The 18,468-nt window shown below is 71.5% G+C and carries 17 protein-coding genes; 10 read left to right on the top strand and 7 right to left on the bottom strand.

All coding sequences use genetic code 11. The features are described from left to right. The first annotated feature begins 6 nt into the window (after nt 1-6). Complete coding sequence (locus AB0M63_RS02915) at nt 7-627, top strand: nucleoside triphosphate pyrophosphatase (protein ID WP_366018147.1); 621 nt, start codon at nt 7-9, stop codon at nt 625-627. Here the strand turns inward: AB0M63_RS02915 and AB0M63_RS02910 are convergent, their stop codons facing one another. Further along, nucleotides 628-1,131 (bottom strand): hypothetical protein, encoded by a 504-nt coding sequence (locus tag AB0M63_RS02910; protein WP_366018146.1) that lies wholly within the window; start codon nt 1,129-1,131, stop codon nt 628-630. It lies immediately after the preceding gene. A 348-nt stretch (nt 1,132-1,479) separates the two neighbouring features. Between AB0M63_RS02910 and AB0M63_RS02905 the strand changes: the two genes are divergently transcribed. Next, complete coding sequence (locus AB0M63_RS02905) at nt 1,480-3,252, top strand: biotin carboxylase N-terminal domain-containing protein (protein ID WP_355903242.1); 1,773 nt, start codon at nt 1,480-1,482, stop codon at nt 3,250-3,252. 110 nt (nt 3,253-3,362) lie between these two features. After that, nucleotides 3,363-3,938: a helix-turn-helix domain-containing protein gene (locus AB0M63_RS02900; protein ID WP_355903239.1), complete on the top strand. Its 576-nt coding sequence runs from the start codon at nt 3,363-3,365 to the stop codon at nt 3,936-3,938. A 96-nt stretch (nt 3,939-4,034) separates the two neighbouring features. On the opposite strand, the gene AB0M63_RS02895 is transcribed toward AB0M63_RS02900, so the two are convergent. Further along, nucleotides 4,035-5,003: a DeoR/GlpR family DNA-binding transcription regulator gene (locus AB0M63_RS02895; protein ID WP_355903236.1), complete on the bottom strand. Its 969-nt coding sequence runs from the start codon at nt 5,001-5,003 to the stop codon at nt 4,035-4,037. Between the two features lie 164 nt (nt 5,004-5,167). After that, complete coding sequence (locus tag AB0M63_RS02890) at nt 5,168-6,616, bottom strand: NAD(P)H-quinone dehydrogenase (RefSeq protein WP_355903233.1); 1,449 nt, start codon at nt 6,614-6,616, stop codon at nt 5,168-5,170. A gap of 664 nt (nt 6,617-7,280) precedes the next feature. Between AB0M63_RS02890 and AB0M63_RS02885 the strand changes: the two genes are divergently transcribed. From AB0M63_RS02885 to AB0M63_RS02875, 3 genes are all read left to right on the top strand, one after another. Beyond that, nucleotides 7,281-7,718 (top strand): gamma-glutamylcyclotransferase, encoded by a 438-nt coding sequence (locus AB0M63_RS02885; protein WP_355903230.1) that lies wholly within the window; start codon nt 7,281-7,283, stop codon nt 7,716-7,718. A 117-nt stretch (nt 7,719-7,835) separates the two neighbouring features. Then, nucleotides 7,836-8,660: a purine-nucleoside phosphorylase gene (locus AB0M63_RS02880; protein ID WP_355903227.1), complete on the top strand. Its 825-nt coding sequence runs from the start codon at nt 7,836-7,838 to the stop codon at nt 8,658-8,660. Nucleotides 8,661-8,714: 54 nt separating this feature from the next. Next, a complete protein-coding gene (locus AB0M63_RS02875; protein ID WP_366018145.1) occupies nt 8,715-10,349 on the top strand; it encodes a phospho-sugar mutase in 1,635 nt (544 codons plus the stop codon). 66 nt (nt 10,350-10,415) lie between these two features. Here AB0M63_RS02875 and AB0M63_RS02870 read toward each other — a convergent pair whose 3' ends face one another. Both AB0M63_RS02870 and AB0M63_RS02865 read right to left on the bottom strand, forming a co-directional pair. Beyond that, entirely contained in the window at nt 10,416-12,056 is a 1,641-nt protein-coding gene (locus AB0M63_RS02870) for a hypothetical protein (RefSeq protein ID WP_366018144.1), read from the bottom strand. A gap of 121 nt (nt 12,057-12,177) precedes the next feature. Continuing rightward, complete coding sequence (locus AB0M63_RS02865; protein ID WP_366018143.1) at nt 12,178-12,855, bottom strand: PH domain-containing protein; 678 nt, start codon at nt 12,853-12,855, stop codon at nt 12,178-12,180. Between the two features lie 115 nt (nt 12,856-12,970). Here AB0M63_RS02865 and deoC point away from each other — a divergent pair, with 115 nt between their 5' ends. From deoC to AB0M63_RS02850, 3 genes are read left to right on the top strand one after another with little or no spacing between them, the layout of a single operon-like run. Next, entirely contained in the window at nt 12,971-13,927 is a 957-nt protein-coding gene (gene deoC, locus AB0M63_RS02860) for a deoxyribose-phosphate aldolase (RefSeq protein ID WP_355903685.1), read from the top strand. A 3-nt stretch (nt 13,928-13,930) separates the two neighbouring features. Beyond that, nucleotides 13,931-15,367: an aldehyde dehydrogenase family protein gene (locus AB0M63_RS02855; protein ID WP_366018520.1), complete on the top strand. Its 1,437-nt coding sequence runs from the start codon at nt 13,931-13,933 to the stop codon at nt 15,365-15,367. Then, the gene (locus AB0M63_RS02850; RefSeq protein ID WP_366018142.1) at nt 15,360-16,247 is read left to right on the top strand and encodes an aldehyde dehydrogenase family protein; all 888 of its coding nucleotides are present in this window, start codon (nt 15,360-15,362) and stop codon (nt 16,245-16,247) included. Before AB0M63_RS02855 ends, AB0M63_RS02850 begins: the two co-directional genes overlap by 8 nt. 73 nt (nt 16,248-16,320) lie before the next feature. Here AB0M63_RS02850 and AB0M63_RS02845 read toward each other — a convergent pair whose 3' ends face one another. After that, nucleotides 16,321-16,725 carry a hypothetical protein gene (locus AB0M63_RS02845; RefSeq protein ID WP_355903212.1) on the bottom strand — a complete coding sequence of 135 codons (405 nt, stop codon included), beginning with the start codon at nt 16,723-16,725 and terminating at the stop codon, nt 16,321-16,323. 127 nt (nt 16,726-16,852) lie between these two features. On the opposite strand from AB0M63_RS02845, the gene AB0M63_RS02840 reads away from it, so the two are divergent. Continuing rightward, complete coding sequence (locus AB0M63_RS02840) at nt 16,853-17,500, top strand: uridine kinase (RefSeq protein ID WP_355903209.1); 648 nt, start codon at nt 16,853-16,855, stop codon at nt 17,498-17,500. 149 nt (nt 17,501-17,649) lie between these two features. Here the strand turns inward: AB0M63_RS02840 and AB0M63_RS02835 are convergent, their stop codons facing one another. Then, nucleotides 17,650-18,387 (bottom strand): SigE family RNA polymerase sigma factor, encoded by a 738-nt coding sequence (locus AB0M63_RS02835; protein ID WP_366018140.1) that lies wholly within the window; start codon nt 18,385-18,387, stop codon nt 17,650-17,652. Between the last annotated feature and the right edge of the window lie 81 nt (nt 18,388-18,468).

The raw sequence follows: 18,468 nt of genomic DNA, 5'->3' as shown, positions 1-18,468 counted from the left end.
GGCCGTATGACAGATCAGCCGCGCCGCCGACTCGTGCTCGCCTCCCAGTCCCCCGCCCGGCTGGGCCTGTTGCGGCAGGCCGGGCTCGACCCCGAGGTGATCGTGAGCGGGGTGGACGAGGACGCCGTCAGCGCCCCCACCCCGGCCGAGTTGGCGCTCGCCCTCGCCGAGGCGAAGGCCTCCGTCGTCGCCGCGAAGCCCGAGGTCATGGGTGCGCTGGTGATCGGCTGCGACTCGGTGCTCGACCTGGACGGGGAGGCCCTGGGCAAACCCGCCGACGCCGAGGAGGCCACCGCCCGCTGGAAGTCGATGCGCGGCCGGGCCGGCACGCTCCAGACCGGTCACTGCGTCTACGACACGACGAGCGGCCGGTATGTCTCGGCGACCGCGTCCACCGTCGTCCGCTTCGGCGAGCCGACCGACGCCGAGGTCGCCGCGTACGTCGCCTCGGGTGAACCCCTTTACGTCGCCGGTGCGTTCACCCTCGACGGCCGCTCGGCGCCGTTCATCGAGGGCATCGACGGCGACCACGGCAATGTGATCGGCATCAGCCTGCCGCTGGTTCGCCGCCTGCTGGCCCAACTGGGCGTCGGCATCACGGAGTTGTGGACCCCGCCAGAGGGGTGATCAGGAGGGGCTGGGGGCCGGCGGCGGGGCGATCGGGGCCGGGGCCGGATCGTTGTCCGGCTGCCCTGGGTCCTTGGGGCCCTCCGGCGCCGGGGCCGCGTCCGAGGGGCCCGCGAGACGGTCGTAGGTCATCAGCAGCAGGACGACCAGGCCGAGCACCACGACCATGAACAGGAACGCGCCGGTGCCCACCATGGCCCACGCGAACGCGCCCAGCAGCCCGTGCACCACCGCCACGCTGATCAGCAGCACGCGGCCGAGGCCGGCCGGGGCGCGGTCGCGCAGCGCGACGAGCAGGGCGACCACACCGCACAGGGCGAAGTAGAGGCCGAAGACGACCCCACCGGCCTTCGAGCCCACGGACATGGCGTCCGGGTCGAGACCCGCCAGGGACATGTCCTGGCGGTCGACGACGATCCCCAGGAACCAGTTCAGCGCCGCTATGCCGACGGCCTCCGCGAACAGGACGACCGCCAAGATCCAAGCCACCGGCCTGCGCACCACCGGCCCCCACCCACTTCCGTCCTGCTGCCGTTCGAGACACCCCGAACGCTACTAACGGGTAAACCACGGGACAAGGGTTGTGGCGGGGGCAAAGAATCATTGGGCCATTCGTAGGGACTCCACAAAGAAACGGCGTGGCGCGCGGCACGCTCTCACAGAGACCTTGACCACACCGGAGGGCTAGGGTTTTACGGAGGAGTCCTGCGTACCGAGGTGCGACAAGGGATTTCGCGGGTCGAGCGGGCCTCGCATCACGCTCCGTGTGGGCAAGCTCACCACTGGGGACGGGTCGATGCGTCGTGTCGGCAGTCCCTAAACTCGGCTTGTTTCAAGGAGGGAGCCTCAATCGTGCGCAAGGTGCTCATCGCCAATCGTGGCGAAATCGCTGTCCGCGTAGCCCGGGCCTGCCGGGACGCCGGGATCGCGAGCGTGGCCGTATACGCCGACCCGGACCGGGACGCTCTGCATGTCCGCGCCGCGGATGAGGCGTTCGCCCTGGGCGGTGACACACCCGCGAGCAGCTACCTGGACATCGAGAAGGTGCTGAACGCCGCCCGCGAGTCGGGCGCGGACGCCATCCACCCCGGCTACGGCTTCCTGTCGGAGAACGCCGAGTTCGCCCAGGCCGTCCTCGACGCCGGCCTGATCTGGATCGGCCCGCCCCCGCAGGCCATCCGCGACCTCGGCGACAAGGTCGCCGCCCGGCACATCGCGCAGCGCGCGGGCGCCCCGCTGGTGGCCGGCACCCCGGACCCGGTGTCGGGTTCGGAGGAGGTCGTCGCGTTCGCCGAGCAGCACGGCCTGCCGATCGCGATCAAGGCCGCGTTCGGTGGCGGCGGCCGCGGCCTGAAGGTCGCCCGCACCCTCGAAGAAGTCCCCGAGCTGTACGACTCGGCCGTCCGCGAGGCCGTTGCCGCCTTCGGTCGCGGTGAGTGCTTCGTCGAGCGCTACCTCGACAAGCCCCGGCACGTGGAGACGCAGTGCCTGGCCGACTCCCACGGCAACGTCGTCGTCGTATCGACGCGTGACTGCTCACTCCAGCGCCGCCACCAGAAGCTGGTCGAGGAGGCGCCCGCGCCGTTCCTCTCCGACGAGCAGGTCGCCGAGCTGTACGCGTCCTCGAAGGCGATCCTGAAGGAGGCCGGCTATGTCGGCGCCGGGACCGTCGAGTTCCTCGTCGGCCAGGACGGCACCATCTCCTTCCTGGAGGTCAACACCCGCCTCCAGGTCGAGCACCCGGTCACCGAGGAGGTCGCCGGCCTCGACCTCGTGCGCGAGATGTTCCGCATCGCCGACGGCGAGGAACTGGGCTACGGCGATCCCGAACTGCGCGGCCACTCCTTCGAGTTCCGCATCAACGGCGAGGACCCCGGCCGCGGCTTCCTGCCCGCCCCCGGCACGGTGACCACGTTCGCCCCGCCGTCGGGCCCCGGTGTCCGCCTGGACGCCGGCGTCGAGTCCGGCAGCGTCATCGGTCCCGCCTGGGACTCCCTCCTCGCCAAGCTGATCGTCACCGGCGCCACCCGTGAGCAGGCGCTCCAGCGGGCCGCGCGTGCGCTGGCCGAGTTCCAGGTCGAGGGCATGGCCACCGCCATCCCGTTCCACCGCGCGGTCGTCGCCGACCCCGCGTTCGCCCCCGAACTCACCGGCAGCGCGGACCCGTTCACGGTCCACACCCGCTGGATCGAGACCGAGTTCGTCAACGACATCAAGCCCTTCGCCGCCGCCACGGACACCGAGGCGGACGAGGACACCGACCGCGAGACGATCGTCGTCGAGGTCGGCGGCAAGCGTCTGGAGGTCTCCCTCCCCGTCTCGCTCGGCATGTCGCTGGCCCGCACCGGTCTCGCGGCGGGTGCCAAGCCCAAGCGGCGGGCGGCCAGGAAGTCCGGCCCGGTCGCCTCCGGCGACACCCTCGCCTCCCCGATGCAGGGCACGATCGTCAAGGTCGCGGTCGAGGAGGGCCAGGAGGTCAAGGAGGGCGACCTGATCGTCGTCCTTGAGGCGATGAAGATGGAACAGCCGCTGAACGCCCACAAGTCCGGCACCATCAAGGGCCTCGGCGCGGAGGTCGGCGCGTCCGTCACCTCCGGCGCCGCGATCTGCGAGATCAAGGACTGACCCGCAGCACGTCGAGAGGTGCCCGGCCGACAGGAACAGCCTGTCCGCCGGGCACCTCTGTAATGTGACGGGACAACGCGGCGGCGCGCCGAGGAGGGCGGAGGGGACCCATGGCCAACACAGCCAGGCCGCCGGCGGGCCTGCGTGCCGACGCCCGCCGCAACTACGAGCGGCTGCTCGCCGAGGCCCGCGTGTCCTTCGCCGCGCACGGCACGGACGCGTCCCTGGAGGACGTGGCCCGGCGCGCGGGCGTAGGCATCGGCACCCTGTACCGCCACTTCCCGAACCGGCAGTCCCTGATGAGCGCGGTCTTCGAGGACGCGGTGGGTGAACTCCTCGCCCGGTCAAGAGAGTTGCTGTCCGCGCCGGAGCCGTGTGCGGCGCTGGTGACGTGGTTGCGGGAGATCGTCGCCCACGCCGGTGAGTACCGGGGGTTGGCGCGGGCGTTGATGGCGGTGGCTCATGACGATTCGTCGGCGTTGGGCCGGTGCAGTGGCCCTATCCGGGAGGCCGGGGGCGCCTTGTTGTCCCGGGCGCAGGTCGCCGGGGTCGTGCGGGAGGACGTCGAGATCGGCGACCTGCTGCAACTGACCCATGCGATCGCGCTCGCGGCGGAGGGGGACCCTGGGGATGCGGGGCTGGCCGACCGGTTGCTGGCGTTGACCTTGCGAGGACTGAAGGCGTAGTCACCCGCACGCCCTTGGCGGCGCTGCCCCCTCCGCGTGCCTATTGGTTCATCGGTCCTGTTGCGGTCTTGTTGCGGTCTATTGCGGTCCTCTTGGTCAACGCCTGCGGAGGTCCGCCACCCTCGCCGCTCGTTCCGCGCGCTCCGGCGACTCGCCGCCGAGTACGCCGGCCGCTCGCAACCCCGGGCCCCCGCCCGGCACTTGACCCCGTCGCGGAGCCGGGAGGGGTACGTCCCGGCGGCGTTGCTCCCGCGCCGAGGCCTGATCACCCCCCTGGCTTCCCGACGCGCCGGCCACGGCGATCTGCACCCCCTGGTCGGCCAGGGCCTGCAACTCGGTGGCCGCACGGTCGTCGTGGCCCGGGGGCTCGTCGGTGACGAGGCGGGTGATCACGTCGGTGGGCACGGTCTGGAACATGGTGTCCGTACCGAGCTTGGTGTGGTCGGCGAGGACGACGACCTCGGCGGCCGCCTGGACGAGGGCCCGGTCGACGGAGGCCGAGAGCATGTTGGACGTGGACAGCCCGCGCTCGGCGGTCAGCCCGCTACCGGAGAGGAAGGCCCGGGAGACCCGCAGCCCCTGGAGGGACTGCTCGGCCCCGCTGCCCACCAGCGCGTAGTTGGAGCCGCGCAGGGTGCCGCCGGTCATCACCACCTCCACGCGGTTGGCATGGGCCAACGCCTGTGCCACCAGAAGGGAGTTGGTGACGACGGTCAGGCCGGGGACCCGCGCGAGTCGGCGCGCGAGTTCCTGGGTGGTGGTACCCGCCCCGACCACGATGGCTTCGCCCTCTTCGACGAAGCTCGCGGCGAGATCGGCGATGGCCGTCTTCTCGGCGGTCGCGAGATGCGATTTCTGCGGAAAGCCGGACTCCCGCGTGAACCCGCCCGGCAATACCGCACCGCCGTGCCGGCGGTCGAGGAGTCCTTCTGCCTCCAGTGCGCGCACGTCCCGCCGTACGGTCACTTCGGAGGTCTGGACGACGCGGGCGAGCTCACGGAGCGATACGGCCCCATTCGCTCGCACCATTTCGAGGATCAATTGGCGACGTTCTGCAGCGAACACGAAACTGACAGTAACCCCAACGACCGTCTGCTTTCAGCAGTTTGCGGTGAATAGCAGAAGTTGTTCGCACAGCAGGGCGAGAAGTGGTATAGGGCTTAGTCCCGCCGCCTATGCCGCACGAATGGGCGGCGACTCCCCGTGACCAGCGGGGAGTCGGTCCGACGTCAGACTTCGCCCGTCGCCTTCCGGGTGTGGAGCTGTCGGGCCACCTCGGCGATCGAGCCGGAGAGGGACGGGTACACGGTGAAGGCGTTCGCGATCTGTTCGACCGTCAGATTGTTGTCGACGGCGATCGAGATGGGGTGGATCAGTTCCGAGGCGCGGGGCGCCACGACCACACCGCCGACGATGATGCCGGTGCCCGGGCGGCAGAAGATCTTGACGAAGCCGTCCCGGATGCCCTGCATCTTGGCGCGCGGGTTGCGGAGGAGGGGGAGCTTCACGACCCGGGCGTCGATCTTGCCGGAGTCGACGTCGGACTGGCTGTAGCCCACGGTCGCGATCTCGGGGTCGGTGAAGACGTTGGAGGAGACCGTCTTCAGGTTGAGCGGGGCCACCGCGTCGCCGAGGAAGTGGTACATGGCGATACGGCCCTGCATCGCGGCCACCGAGGCGAGCGCGAAGACGCCGGTGACGTCGCCGGCCGCGTACACGCCGGGGGCGGTCGTCCGCGAGACCTTGTCGGTCCAGATGTGGCCCGAGTCGCGCAGCCTGACGCCCGCCTCCTCCAGGCCCATGCCTTCAGAGTTCGGGATGGCGCCGACGGCCATGAGGCAGTGGGAGCCGGTGATGACACGGCCGTCGGCGAGGGTGACCTCGACCTTGTCGCCGACCCGCTTGGCGGACTGGGCGCGGGAGCGGGCCATGACGTTCATGCCGCGGCGCCGGAAGACGTCTTCGAGCACGGCGGCGGCGTCCGGGTCCTCGCCGGGCAGGACCCGGTCGCGCGAGGAGACGAGGGTGACCTTCGACCCGAGGGCCTGGTAGGCACCGGCGAACTCGGCACCCGTGACACCCGACCCGACCACGATCAGTTCTTCGGGGAGTTCGGTGAGGTCGTAGACCTGGGTCCAGTTCAGGATGCGCTCGCCGTCCGGGCAGGCGTCGTCCAGCTCGCGGGGGTGACCGCCGGTGGCGATGAGGACGGCGTCGGCGACGAGGGTCTCCTCGGTCCCGTCGGCGGCCTTCACGATCACCTTGCGCGAACCGTCGATGGCCTGCATGCCGTCGAGCCGCCCCCGGCCCCGCATGACCCGGGCGCCGGCCCGCGTCACCGAGGCGGTGATGTCGTGCGACTGGGCGAGCGCGAGCCGCTTCACACGCCGGTTGACCTTGCCGAGGTCGACACCGACGACCCGGGCCGCCTGCTCCAGCGGTGGAGTGTCATCGGCGACGATGATCCCCAGCTCCTCGTACGACGAGTCGAAGGTGGTCATCACCTCAGCCGTCGCGATAAGGGTCTTCGACGGCACGCAGTCGGTCAGCACCGACGCCCCGCCCAGACCGTCGCAGTCGACGACGGTCACCTCCGCGCCGAGCTGCGCGGCCACCAGCGCCGCTTCATAGCCGCCGGGTCCGCCACCGATGATCACGATCCGAGTCACGTACCCCATTGTCCCGCACGCTTCAAGGTGCTTCCGCCCGGGGCGGCCGGGTACTGTCGCGGGAGCCCGGTCGCCGACCCGACGGGAGGGCCCGACGCCCTCCGCACAAGCGGCCGGCGCGTGCCCCGGGCACGGGGAACATGGGCGCCGGAAGCACTTCAAAGCGCTCACCCGAGGCAGCCGGGCCCCGCCCCCAGTCCCACCGCCAGCCCCGAGGACAGGCGCCGCGCGGCCGCCGCAGAAGCCGCCCGTGTCGCCGCCGGTGCGGGCCCCAGCACGGGGAGCGTAGGCGCCGGAAGCACTTCAAGGCGCTCACCCGGGGCGGCAGGGCCCTGCCGTCGGAGTCCCTCCGCCGACCTGGCGGGGCCGCACCCAGCGCGCAAAGCGGTCGGTGCCTGCCCCCGGCACGGGGGGGGAGAACATAGGCGCCAGAAGCACACTTCAAGGCGCTCGCCCGAGGCGCCGGGCCCCGCCCCCCAGTCCCGCCGCCTCCCCCGAGGACGACCCCCGCACCCACCCCGAAAGCCGCCGACATCGCACCCGCCGCGTGCCCCGGCGCGAGGAACATGGGCGCCGGGCCCCGCGCCAGGGCATTCGCGGCCGGGCCCGGAGTCGCCCCCAGGTGCGGCCGGTGCGGGAGTGACACGCGGGTTCGCTGCCGTACTCTCGGAGCATGTCGCTCTACGCCGCGTACGCCGGCAATCTCGACGCGCGGCTGATGACCCGCCGCGCCCCGCACTCGCCGCTGCGCGCCACGGGCTGGCTGAACGGATGGCGGCTGACCTTCGGCGGTGAGCACATGGGCTGGGAGGGTGCGCTCGCGACGATCGTGGAGGCGCCGCGCTCCCAGGTCTTCGTCGCGCTGTACGAGATCGCGCCGCCCGACGAGGAGTCCATGGACCGCTGGGAGGGCGTCGGCCTCGACGTCTACCGCCGGATGCGGGTGCGGGTGCACACGCTGGACGGCGAGGAACCCGCCTGGGTGTACGTCCTCAACGGGTACGAGGGCGGCCTGCCCTCGGCCCGGTATCTCGGTGAGCTCGCCGACGCCGCCGAGTCGGCCGGGGCACCCCACGACTACGTGATGGAGCTGCGGAAGCGTCCCTGCTGAGGGCTTCCACCACACAACGCCGGGCACAGGCCTCGTTGGAAACGACAAGACAACGATCGCAATCCCGTGAGCTCTGTCATCTACGCGCGTAGGCCCGGACCGGCTACGCTCATCCGCGTGAACGCATCTCTTCTTCCGGACGACATCCAGGGCGACCCCCATGCCGCCGCTGACGCCGCCGCCACGCGCCTGCGCGAACTGACGGGCGCCGAGACCCACGACGTCGCCCTTGTGATGGGCTCCGGCTGGGGACCGGCCGTCGACGCCCTCGGCGTCCCCGAGGCCGACTTCCCCGTCACCGAGCTGCCCGGCTTCCCGCCGCCGGCCGTCGAGGGCCACGGCGGCAGGATCCGCTCGTACGGGATCGGGGACAAGCGCGCGCTGGTCTTCCTCGGCCGTACCCACTACTACGAGGGCCGCGGTGTCGCCGCCGTCGCGCACGGCGTCCGTACCGCCGTCGCGGCCGGCTGCAAGACCGTCGTGCTGACCAACGGCTGCGGCGGGCTGCGCGAGGGCATGCGCCCCGGCCAGCCGGTGCTGATCAGCGACCACATCAACCTCACCGCGACCTCCCCGATCGTCGGCGCGAACTTCGTCGACCTGACGGATCTGTACTCACCGCGCCTGCGCGCCCTCTGCAAGGAGATCGACCCGGCGCTGGAGGAGGGTGTCTACGCCCAGTTCCCCGGCCCGCACTACGAGACTCCGGCCGAGATCCGCATGGCCCGGGTGATCGGGGCGGACCTGGTGGGCATGTCCACGGTGCTGGAAGCGATCGCGGCGCGTGAGGCGGGGGCGGAGGTGCTGGGGATTTCCCTGGTGACGAATCTTGCGGCGGGGATGACGGGGGAACCGTTGAACCACGAGGAGGTTCTTCAGGCCGGGCGGGATTCCGCCACGCAGATGGGGTCGCTGCTGGCTCAGGTGCTGGGCAGGCTGTAGGTCCCCACCCCTCACACCCCGAAACGCAAGGACAACAGGAGAGGTTGACCGGACGTGCACGACGACGATCTCATCGCGCGGGCCAGGACCTGGCTCGCCGAGGACCCCGACGCCGACACCCGTGAGGAGCTGGGGAAGCTCATCGACGCCGGGGACGTCACGGAACTCGCGGAGCGTTTCGGCGGCACCCTCCAGTTCGGCACCGCCGGTCTGCGGGGCGAACTCGGCGCCGGACCCATGCGCATGAACCGCGCGGTCGTCATCCGGGCCGCCGCCGGTCTCGCCGCGTACCTGAAGAAGAACGGCGACACCGGCGGACTCGTCGTCATCGGCTACGACGCCCGGCACAAGTCCGCCGACTTCGCCCGCGACACCGCCGCAGTGATGACGGGTGCGGGACTCCGGGCGACCGTACTGCCCCGGCCACTCCCCACCCCCGTCCTCGCCTTCGCCATACGGCATCTCGGTGCCGTCGCGGGCGTGGAGGTCACCGCCAGCCACAACCCGCCCCGGGACAACGGCTACAAGGTCTACCTCGGCGACGGCTCCCAGATCGTGCCCCCGGCCGACGCGGAGATCGCCGCCGAGATCGACGCCGTCGCCTCCCTGCACGACGTGCCCCGCCCGGAGACCGGCTGGGAGATCCTCGACGAGGCCGTCCTGGACGCCTACCTCGCCCGCACGGACGCCGTCCTCGCCGCCGGTTCCCCGCGCACCGCCCGCACCGTCTACACGGCGATGCACGGCGTCGGCAAGGACGTCCTGCTGGCCGCGTTCGCCCGCGCGGGCTTCCCGGAGCCCGTGCTCGTCGCCGAGCAGGCCGAGCCCGACCCGGACTTCCCGACCGTCGCGTTCCCCAACCCGGAGGAGCCCGGCGCGATGGACCTCGCCTTCGCCCGGGCCCGCGCCACCGACCCGGACCTGATCATCGCCAACGACCCCGACGCGGACCGCTGCGCCGTCGCCGTGAAGGCGGACGGGGACTGGCGGATGCTGCGCGGCGACGAGGTCGGCTCCCTGCTCGCCGCACACCTCGTGCGGCGCGGCGCCCGCGGCACCTTCGCCGAGTCGATCGTCTCCTCCTCCCTCCTCGGCCGGATCGCCGAGAAGGCGGGCCTGCCCTACGAGGAGACCCTCACCGGCTTCAAGTGGATCGCGCGCGTCGACGGTCTGCGCTACGGCTACGAGGAGGCCCTCGGCTACTGCGTGGACCCGGACGGCGTACGCGACAAGGACGGCATCACGGCGGCCCTGCTGATCACCGAGCTGGCGTCCGAGCTGAAGGAGGAGGGCCGCGATCTGCTCGACCTCCTCGACGATCTCGCCGTAGCACACGGTCTGCACGCCACCGATCAACTCTCCGTGCGCGTCGAGGACTTGACCGTCATCGCGGACGCCATGCGGCGGTTGCGCGAGCGGCCGCCGACGCGGCTCGCGGGCCTGCGGGTGACGAAGGCGGAGGATCTCACCGAGGGCACCGACGCGCTCCCGCCCACGGACGGCCTGCGCTACACGCTCGACGGCGCCCGCGTCATCGTCCGGCCCAGCGGCACCGAGCCCAAACTGAAGTGCTATCTGGAGGTCGTGGTCCCCGTCGCCGCGCACGCCGACCTCCCGGCGGCCCGGGCACGGGCGGCCGAGACCCTCGCGACGATCAAGCGGGACCTGTCGGCGGCAGCCGGTATCTGAGGGGAAAAGGCCCCGGTTCAGAGGGAGTTGGGCTGCCGAGGCGCTCCGGCAGCCCCGCAACCACGGTCAGGACAGCCACCGCGTGACGAGCAGCGCGACCCAGGCGATACCGAGGACCGCGGCGAACGGCCACAGCGGACGCCCGCGCTCCCGCTCGCCGCTCTCACCCGTGGGGCGCAGGGCGGGATCGTCGATCATCGCGGAGAGTTCGGCGGCGAGGGCGTCGTAGGGGTGGGTGAGGCCGCGCTTGCGCTGGAGCCAGGGCCAGCGGGGTGCGGAGACGTCCCAGTGGTCGCCGTCGCGCACCCGCAGCTTCAGCTCGAACGCCTCCCGGCGGGCCGAACGGAGGTCGTCCCAGAGGACGTGGCGCGGCCGGCGCAGACCGTTCAGCCAGATGCCGGTGCTGTCGGCGGTGATACGCCAGCACAGTTTCCGGGGGACGAGGGCGGCACCCGCGAGACCGCCGACGAACAGCACGGTCCCGTTCCAGAGGCCCGGGTCGCTCCCGATCCAGAGGACCCAGCCGGCCCACTGCACCACCAGGAAGGTCGACAGCCAGTCCACCGGCCCCGCCCGCCAGCGCCGTGCCGGCACGGGTGTCAACCCCCGCGCGGCCTCGACCAGTTCCTGGTGCTCCGCGTCGGCCCGCGCCGCCCGCTCCACGGCCCGCTTCTCCCGGGCGAGCCGCCGCCGCAGGCCGTGCTCGGACACTGGCCGCACGGGCCCGGTCGACCACTCCGTCACCGGCGGCTCGCCCGGCTTCGGGGAGGCGCTCACGAGCAGCACTTCGGCGCCGTCGCAGGGCGTGCCGTAGAGGACGGCCTCGCGCAGGGGGCCGTGCTCGTCGCCCCTGCTCCCGTCGAGGAATTCGTCCAGTTCCGCCTCGGCGTCCTCGTCGGCCGCCTTGTCGTCGGCGTGCTCCATCACAGGGACCGTGAACAGCGGTCGTAGCGCCGTCGGGTCGTCCGCCGCGAAGACCACGGCGTCCCCGTGGGCGTCCTTGCGGACGAGGACCCGCAGCACCGGCGCGGGCGCCCGGCGCAGCGCGACGGCCCGGCGCCGGCCGAGGGCTCCGGAGAGGATCAGGGTGAGGGCCAGCCCGGCCAGGAACAGGCCCGTGGCGACCGCCTCCGGGCGGTCGTCCGCCCACAGGCCGGAGGTGCAGAGCAGGACGACACCGGGTACGGCCAGAACGGCCCCGAGCCGGAGGAGAAGCACGCCCCGCCGTACCGGACCGTCCGCGTCCGGCAGTGAGGCCGTGACCCCGCCGGCCGCCGCAAGGGCGCTGTGCCGCTGACGGGCACGCGCGCGTGCCCGTAGTTCGGTGGCCGTCACGGGGACCAGGACCAGCAGGGCGGCGCAGACCAGGACCGGCCACGACAGCCCGGTCCCTCGCACCGCCACCACCACGATCAGGAGGGGGGCGGAGAGCCGTACGGCCTCGGGGCGCCACAGCCACCAGACGACCTGGAGCGGCAGCAGCGCGATCAGTTCCGGGGGCAGGTCCGTCGTCGTCAGCACAGCGGGGACGACCAACAGCGCGCACCAGACGGCCAGTTCGACGGCCCACCGCCGAGGCCGGACCGGCACCCACCACGGCACCGCGCCCTCGGCCCATGCGCGCGCGTGCTCCTCGTCCCAGCCCGCACACCCGTCGGGTATCGCGGCGGACGGCAGCCGCACCGGCTGCTGGGTGATCGTGCTCATGACTTCCCAGGGGCTCTGACCACAGGCGTGGTGACGGACCTTCGCCGTCGCGACCTCGCGGCCGGGTTCGGATCGGATCGGATCATGACCCAGAAGGCTGTGAGAGCGGGACGGGCGCCGGTCAGCCCGTGGCCAGCAGGATCGCCAGCAACACAGCTCCCGCGACCGCCGGCGCGATCAGTTCGTACGCCCAGCGCACCGTGACCTCGCCCTGCGCCGACTCCGCCTGCTCCCGGTTCTCCAGCAGCTCGCGCAGTTCGGTCATGATCTGGTCGGACTCCGGCCGAGTGGACCCGCCCGGCACGACGCCACCGCCGCCCATACCGCCGCCGAACCCACCGAGCCCGCCGCCGAGGCCGAGCCCCCCGGACCTGCCGCGCCGCGCGCCCGCCGCCTCCGCCGCGGCCCGTGCCTCGCGCCGCGACGCCTTCTTGCGGGCGCGCAGCGAGACGGGAACCGCCCAGAGCTGGAACTTGGCGCCCGACTTGGCCACCGCCTCGTTCGAGAACCCGGACCGCAGCGAGGCGATCTCGCCCCACGGCAGCACGACGACCCGGAAGGGGTTACGGATCCGCAGCCGGTCCTGGTTGGCGTACACCGCCGGACGGAGCGTGAACGCCGAGATCGCCGGTACGACGAGGATCAGACCGGCGAGCGCGAGCCACGGGGTGCGGCCGCTGCCCGACACGATCGCGTCGATGCCGAGCCAGAGCGCGATGCCCAGCAGCAGTACGCCGCCGATGAGGCCCATCGGGGACCGGTAGATGCGGTCTTTGGACTCGGGCTGCGGGGTCGTCATGGTGCCGATTCTGCCTCAGGGGGTCGCCCGGTCACCGTCGGGGACCTGCGAAGCGCTCGGACAGCTCCCCGGGGTGTACAGCCGCTACGCGCGTAGATATGCTCGTCTGGTGACCATGCCCACCACTGCACCCACAGCACCCGCTCTCGGCGACGTCACCGCGTCCGACAGCACGCTGCGCCGCTTCCTCCACGGGCTGCCCGGCGTCGACGCGGTCGGCCTGGAGGCGCGCGCCGCCTCGCTCGGCACCCGTTCCATCAAGACCACCGCGAAGGCGTACGCCATCGACCTCGCCATCTCGATGGTCGACCTGACGACGCTGGAAGGCGCGGACACCGCGGGGAAGGTCCGCGCGCTCGGCGCCAAGGCCGTCCACCCGGACCCGACCGACCGTACGACCCCCGCGACGGCGGCCGTCTGCGTCTATCCCGACATGGTGGCCACCGCCAAGGCGGCCGTCGCCGGTTCCTCCGTGAAGGTCGCCTCCGTCGCCACCGCGTTCCCGGCCGGCCGTGCCGCGCTGGACGTGAAGCTGGCCGACGTGCGCGACGCGGTCGCCGCGGGCGCCGACGAGATCGACATGGTCATCGACCGCGGGGCGTTCCTCGCGGGCCACTACATGAAGGTGTACGACGAGATCGTTGCCGTGAAGGAGGCGTCCGGGGCGGCTCGCCTCAAGGTCATCTTCGAGACCGGCGAGCTGTCGACGTACGACAACATCCGCCGCGCCTCCTGGCTCGGCATGCTGGCCGGCGCTGACTTCATCAAGACGTCGACGGGCAAGGTCGCCGTCAACGCCACGCCCGCGAACACCCTGTTGATGCTGGAGGCGGTGCGCGACTTCCGCGCCCAGACCGGCGTCCAGGTGGGCGTGAAGCCGGCGGGCGGTATCCGCACCTCCAAGGACGCGATCAAGTTCCTGGTCATCGTCAACGAGACGGCGGGCGAGGACTGGCTGGACAACCACTGGTTCCGCTTCGGCGCGTCCTCGCTGCTGAACGACCTGCTGATGCAGCGTCAGAAGCTGGCCACCGGCCGCTACTCCGGCCCCGACTACGTGACGGTGGACTGATCCATCATGACTGCCTTTGACTACGCACCGGCGCCCGAGTCCCGCTCGGTCGTCGACATCGCCCCCTCCTACGGCCTGTTCATCGACGGCGAGTTCACCGAGGCCGCCGACGGCAAGGTCTTCAAGACCGTCTCCCCCTCCACCGAAGAGGTCCTCTCCGAGATCGCCCAGGCGGGCGAGGCGGACGTCGACCGCGCGGTACGGGCCGCCCGCAAGGCCTTCGAGAAGTGGTCGGCGCTGCCCGGCTCCGAGCGCGCCAAGTACCTGTTCCGCATCGCCCGGATCATCCAGGAGCGCAGCCGCGAACTGGCCGTCCTGGAGACCCTGGACAACGGCAAGCCCATCAAGGAGACGCGCGACGCCGACCTCCCCCTGGTCGCCGCGCACTTCTTCTACTACGCGGGCTGGGCCGACAAGCTGGACCACGCCGGCTTCGGTGCGAACCCCCAGCCCCTCGGCGTCGCGGGCCAGGTCATCCCCTGGAACTTCCCCCTCCTGATGCTGGCCTGGAAAATCGCCCCGGCGCTCGCCACCGGCAACACGGTGGTCCTGAAGCCCGCCGAGACGACCCCTCTCTCCGCGCTCTTCTTCGCGGACATCTGCCGCCAGGCGGGCCTGCCCAAGGGTGTCGTCAACATCCTTCCCGGATACGGCGATTCGGGCGCCGCGCTCGTCGCGCACCCGGATGTGAACAAGGTCGCCTTCACCGGCTCCACGGCCGTCGGCAAGGAGATCGCGCGCACGATCGCGGGCACGACCAAGAAGGTCACCCTCGAACTCGGCGGCAAGGGCGCGAACATCGTCTTCGACGACGCCCCGATCGACCAGGCCGTCGAGGGCATCGTCACCGGCATCTTCTTCAACCAGGGCCAGGTCTGCTGCGCGGGCAGCCGACTGCTCGTACAGGAGTCGATCCAGGACGAGTTGATGGACTCGCTGAAGCGGCGGCTGTCCACGCTCCGCCTCGGCGACCCGCTCGACAAGAACACGGACGTCGGCGCGATCAACTCCGCCGAGCAGCTCTCCCGCATCACCTCGCTCGTCGAGCAGGGCGAGGCGGAGGGCGCCGAGCGCTGGTCCCCGGCCTGTGAACTCCCCTCCGCCGGCTACTGGTTCGCCCCGACGCTCTTCACGAACGTCACCCAGGCGCACACCATCGCGAGGGACGAGATCTTCGGCCCGGTCCTCTCCGTCCTCACCTTCCGCACGCCCGAGGAGGCGGTCGCGAAGGCCAACAACAGCCAGTACGGCCTCTCCGCCGGCATCTGGACCGAGAAGGGCTCCCGCATCCTCGCCGTCGCGAGCAAGCTGCGCGCGGGCGTCATCTGGTCCAACACGTTCAACAAGTTCGACCCGACCTCGCCGTTCGGCGGTTACAAGGAGTCGGGCTTCGGCCGCGAGGGCGGTCGCCACGGCCTGGAGGCGTACCTCGATGTCTGAGAACCGTTTGAGCGTCTTCAAGACCTACAAGCTGTACGTCGGCGGGAAGTTCCCGCGTTCCGAGAGCGGCCGGGTGTACGAGGTGACCGACTCAAAGGGCAAGTGGCTTGCGAACGCGCCCCTTTCGTCCCGTAAGGACGCCCGTGACGCCGTAGTGGCGGCGCGCAAGGCGTTCGGCGGCTGGTCCGGGGCGACGGCGTACAACCGGGGCCAGATCCTCTACCGCATCGCCGAGATGCTGGAGGGCCGCAAGGACCAGTTCGTGCGCGAAGTCGCGGACGCGGAAGGCCTGTCGAAGTCGAAGGCGGCCGCCGTGGTCGACGCGGCGATCGACCGCTGGGTCTGGTACGCGGGCTGGACCGACAAGATCGCGCAGGTGGTCGGCGGCGGAAACCCGGTGGCGGGACCGTTCTTCAACCTCTCCTCCCCCGAACCGACCGGTGTCGTCACCGTCCTGGCACCCCAGGAGTCGTCGTTCCTGGGCCTGGTCTCGGTCGTCGCCCCGGTGATCGCGACCGGCAACACGGCGATCGTGGTCGCGAGCGAGAAGTCCCCGCTCCCCGCACTGTCGTTGGGCGAGGTACTGGCCACCTCCGACCTGCCGGGCGGTGTCGTCAACGTGCTGTCCGGCAAGACGGCGGAGATCGCCGCTCCCCTCGCCGCGCACCAGGACGTCAACGCGATCGACCTCGCGGGCGCGGACGACGTACTCGCGAAGGAGCTGGAGATCGCGGCGGCGGACAACCTGAAGCGCGTTCTTCGTCCACAGGCTGTGGATTACGCGGAGACTCCGGGGATCGAGCGCCTGACGGCCTTCCTGGAGACGAAGACGGTCTGGCATCCGACGGGTTCGCTGGGGGCGTCGGGCTCGTCGTACTGACGGCCGCCGAGACCGGAGAGCCGCGCTTTCCCCCCGTCCGGGGAAGGCGCGGCTCTCTGCCGTGCTCGCGCGCTCAGTGGTTCAGCAGTCCCGTCACCTGCCCGAGCACCGGAATGCTCCCGATCGACTCCGCCTCCGCGACCGGCCCGGTCAGCGCCTGGGAGGCCAGCGGCTGGAAGTCGGCGAGCTGGGTGGCGACGCCGTTGTCGAGGGGGTCGACGCCGGTGCCGGCGAGGGGGTTGGGCTTGAGGCCGGTGATCGGGCCGGTGACGTAGCCGACGATGCCGGTGGTGGCCTGGAGGCCGGCCTGGGGGTCGATGTTGCCGAGCGAGGTGGGGCGCGTCCGCATCACGTCCACCACCGGGTCGGTGTCCGCGGCGGCCGTCGCCGCGCCCGCGCCCAGGGCGACTCCGGCCGTCGCGAGGGCGACCAGGGCGCGCTGGGCGGTCGGGTGCTGGGGGGACGTGTGTCGTGCCATTGCTGGTGCCACCTTCTGGTGCGCAGGGTAATCAGGTCAGCACGAAGGGTAGTTGACGTGTGATGCGCGTTCCAATGGCGACCCGCGGGGTCGGCAGTACGTACGGAATACGTCAAACTGGTGTCCCGTGAGCATCCTTTCCCCGTCACCGGCCCGTGTCGTGCTGCTGTGCGGCCCCTCGGGTTCCGGCAAGTCCCTCGTCTCGGCCCGCTCCGGTCTGCCCGTGCTGCGGCTCGACGACTTCTACAAGGAGGGCGACGACCCGACGCTGCCGCTGGTGGCGGGGAGTTCGGACATCGACTGGGACCACCCCGACTCCTGGGACGCGGAGGTCGCGGTCACCGCGATCGTCGAGCTGTGCCGCACCGGTCGTACGGATGTGCCGGTCTACGACATCTCGCTGAGCGCCCGTACGGGCACGGAGGCGGTCGACGTCGGGCGGACCCCGCTGTTCATCGCGGAGGGCATCTTCGCCGCCGAGGTCATCACCCGCTGCCAGGAGTTGGGCGTCCTCGCGGACGCGCTCTGCCTGAACCGGGGTCCGGTGCGCACCTTCCGGCGCCGGTTCCTGCGGGATCTCAAGGAGGGCCGTAAGTCCGTGCCGTTCCTGCTGCGGCGGGGCTGGCGGCTGATGCGGCTGGAGCGTTCGATCGTGGCCCGGCAGACCGGGCTCGGCGCGTACGCCTGCGACAAGGACGAGGCGCTGGGCCGGCTCGCCGCGGCGGCGGTCGGACGGCGCCCGACCCGGACGACTCCGGCGCCTTCCCCGTCGTAGAACGAAGAAAGCGGGACTGGACGGACCCCCCGGCCCTCCAGTCCCGCTCTCCCCGTTCCCCCGTGGTGCTTCCCCCGTGTTCCCCCCGTGGCCCCGTCGGCACCCCCCGGTACCGATCCCCCGCGGCCCCTTTTACTTCCCCCCGACCCTCAGGCGACAAGCTCCCCGAAGGCGTCCTCCTCGTCACGGCCGAAGCTGAGGACCTCGTCCTCGCGCATCCGGCGGAGCGACCGCCAGATGCTGGACTTCACCGTGCCGACACTGATGTCGAGGATCTCCGCGATCTCCGGGTCCGTGCGGCCCTCGTAGTAACGGAGGACCAGCATGGTGCGCTGGAGTTCGGGCAGCCGGGCCAGCGCCTGCCACAGGACCGCGCGCAGTTCGGTGCCGCGCATCGCGTCCGTGTCGCCGGGCGTCTCCGGCAGTTCCTCGGTCGGGTACTCGTTCAGCTTGCGGCGGCGCCACGCGCTGATGTGCAGGTTCGTCATGGTGCGGCGGAGGTAGCCCCCGACCGCGGCCTTGTCGCTGATCCGGTCCCACGCCTTGTACGTCGAGAACAGCGCGCTCTGCAGCAGGTCCTCGGCCTCGAAGCGGTCGCCGGTCAGGTGGTACGCGGTGGCGTACAGGGAGGCGCGGCGCTCCTGGACGTAGGCGGTGAACTCCGCCTCCGACAGCGAACGACGCTCCCCCGTCTCCTCCCTGTACGCACTCCCCCCGTGCGCCTCCCCCGTGTGCGCGTCAACCACCGTCATGTAACCGGTGTGCTGACGCCCGGCACCGCGAACGCACCCCCGCCCGCTCACGGCACCGGACTTCTCCGAACCCCGGTTCACGTCGTGCAGACGCGTGATGACTGCGTTGTTGCTGGTGCTGTGCAGCGTGTTCATCTCGCGCCCCCCGTAGTGGACTTGCCCGGTGTTCGGATGTTCCGGCGTGGTTCCTTGCCTGTGCCGAAAATCCTGCCCGTG

Source organism: Streptomyces sp. NPDC051576 (assembly GCF_040681835.1).
GTDB lineage: Bacteria > Actinomycetota > Actinomycetes > Streptomycetales > Streptomycetaceae > Streptomyces.
This window is presented reverse-complemented; position numbering and strand designations above follow the sequence as displayed.

What these genes read in the sequence shown, in the direction of transcription:
- AB0M63_RS02915 (WP_366018147.1), top strand. Translation starts at nt 7, where the DNA reads ATGACAGATCAGCCGCGCCGCCGACTCGTGCTCGCCTCCCAGTCCCCC.
- AB0M63_RS02900 (WP_355903239.1), top strand. Translation starts at nt 3,363, where the DNA reads ATGGCCAACACAGCCAGGCCGCCGGCGGGCCTGCGTGCCGACGCCCGC.
- AB0M63_RS02890 (WP_355903233.1), bottom strand. Translation starts at nt 6,616, where the DNA reads ATGGGGTACGTGACTCGGATCGTGATCATCGGTGGCGGACCCGGCGGC.
- AB0M63_RS02885 (WP_355903230.1), top strand. Translation starts at nt 7,281, where the DNA reads ATGTCGCTCTACGCCGCGTACGCCGGCAATCTCGACGCGCGGCTGATG.
- AB0M63_RS02870 (WP_366018144.1), bottom strand. Translation starts at nt 12,056, where the DNA reads ATGAGCACGATCACCCAGCAGCCGGTGCGGCTGCCGTCCGCCGCGATA.
- AB0M63_RS02865 (WP_366018143.1), bottom strand. Translation starts at nt 12,855, where the DNA reads ATGACGACCCCGCAGCCCGAGTCCAAAGACCGCATCTACCGGTCCCCG.
- deoC (WP_355903685.1), top strand. Translation starts at nt 12,971, where the DNA reads ATGCCCACCACTGCACCCACAGCACCCGCTCTCGGCGACGTCACCGCG.
- AB0M63_RS02850 (WP_366018142.1), top strand. Translation starts at nt 15,360, where the DNA reads ATGTCTGAGAACCGTTTGAGCGTCTTCAAGACCTACAAGCTGTACGTC.
- AB0M63_RS02845 (WP_355903212.1), bottom strand. Translation starts at nt 16,725, where the DNA reads ATGGCACGACACACGTCCCCCCAGCACCCGACCGCCCAGCGCGCCCTG.
- AB0M63_RS02835 (WP_366018140.1), bottom strand. Translation starts at nt 18,387, where the DNA reads ATGAACACGCTGCACAGCACCAGCAACAACGCAGTCATCACGCGTCTG.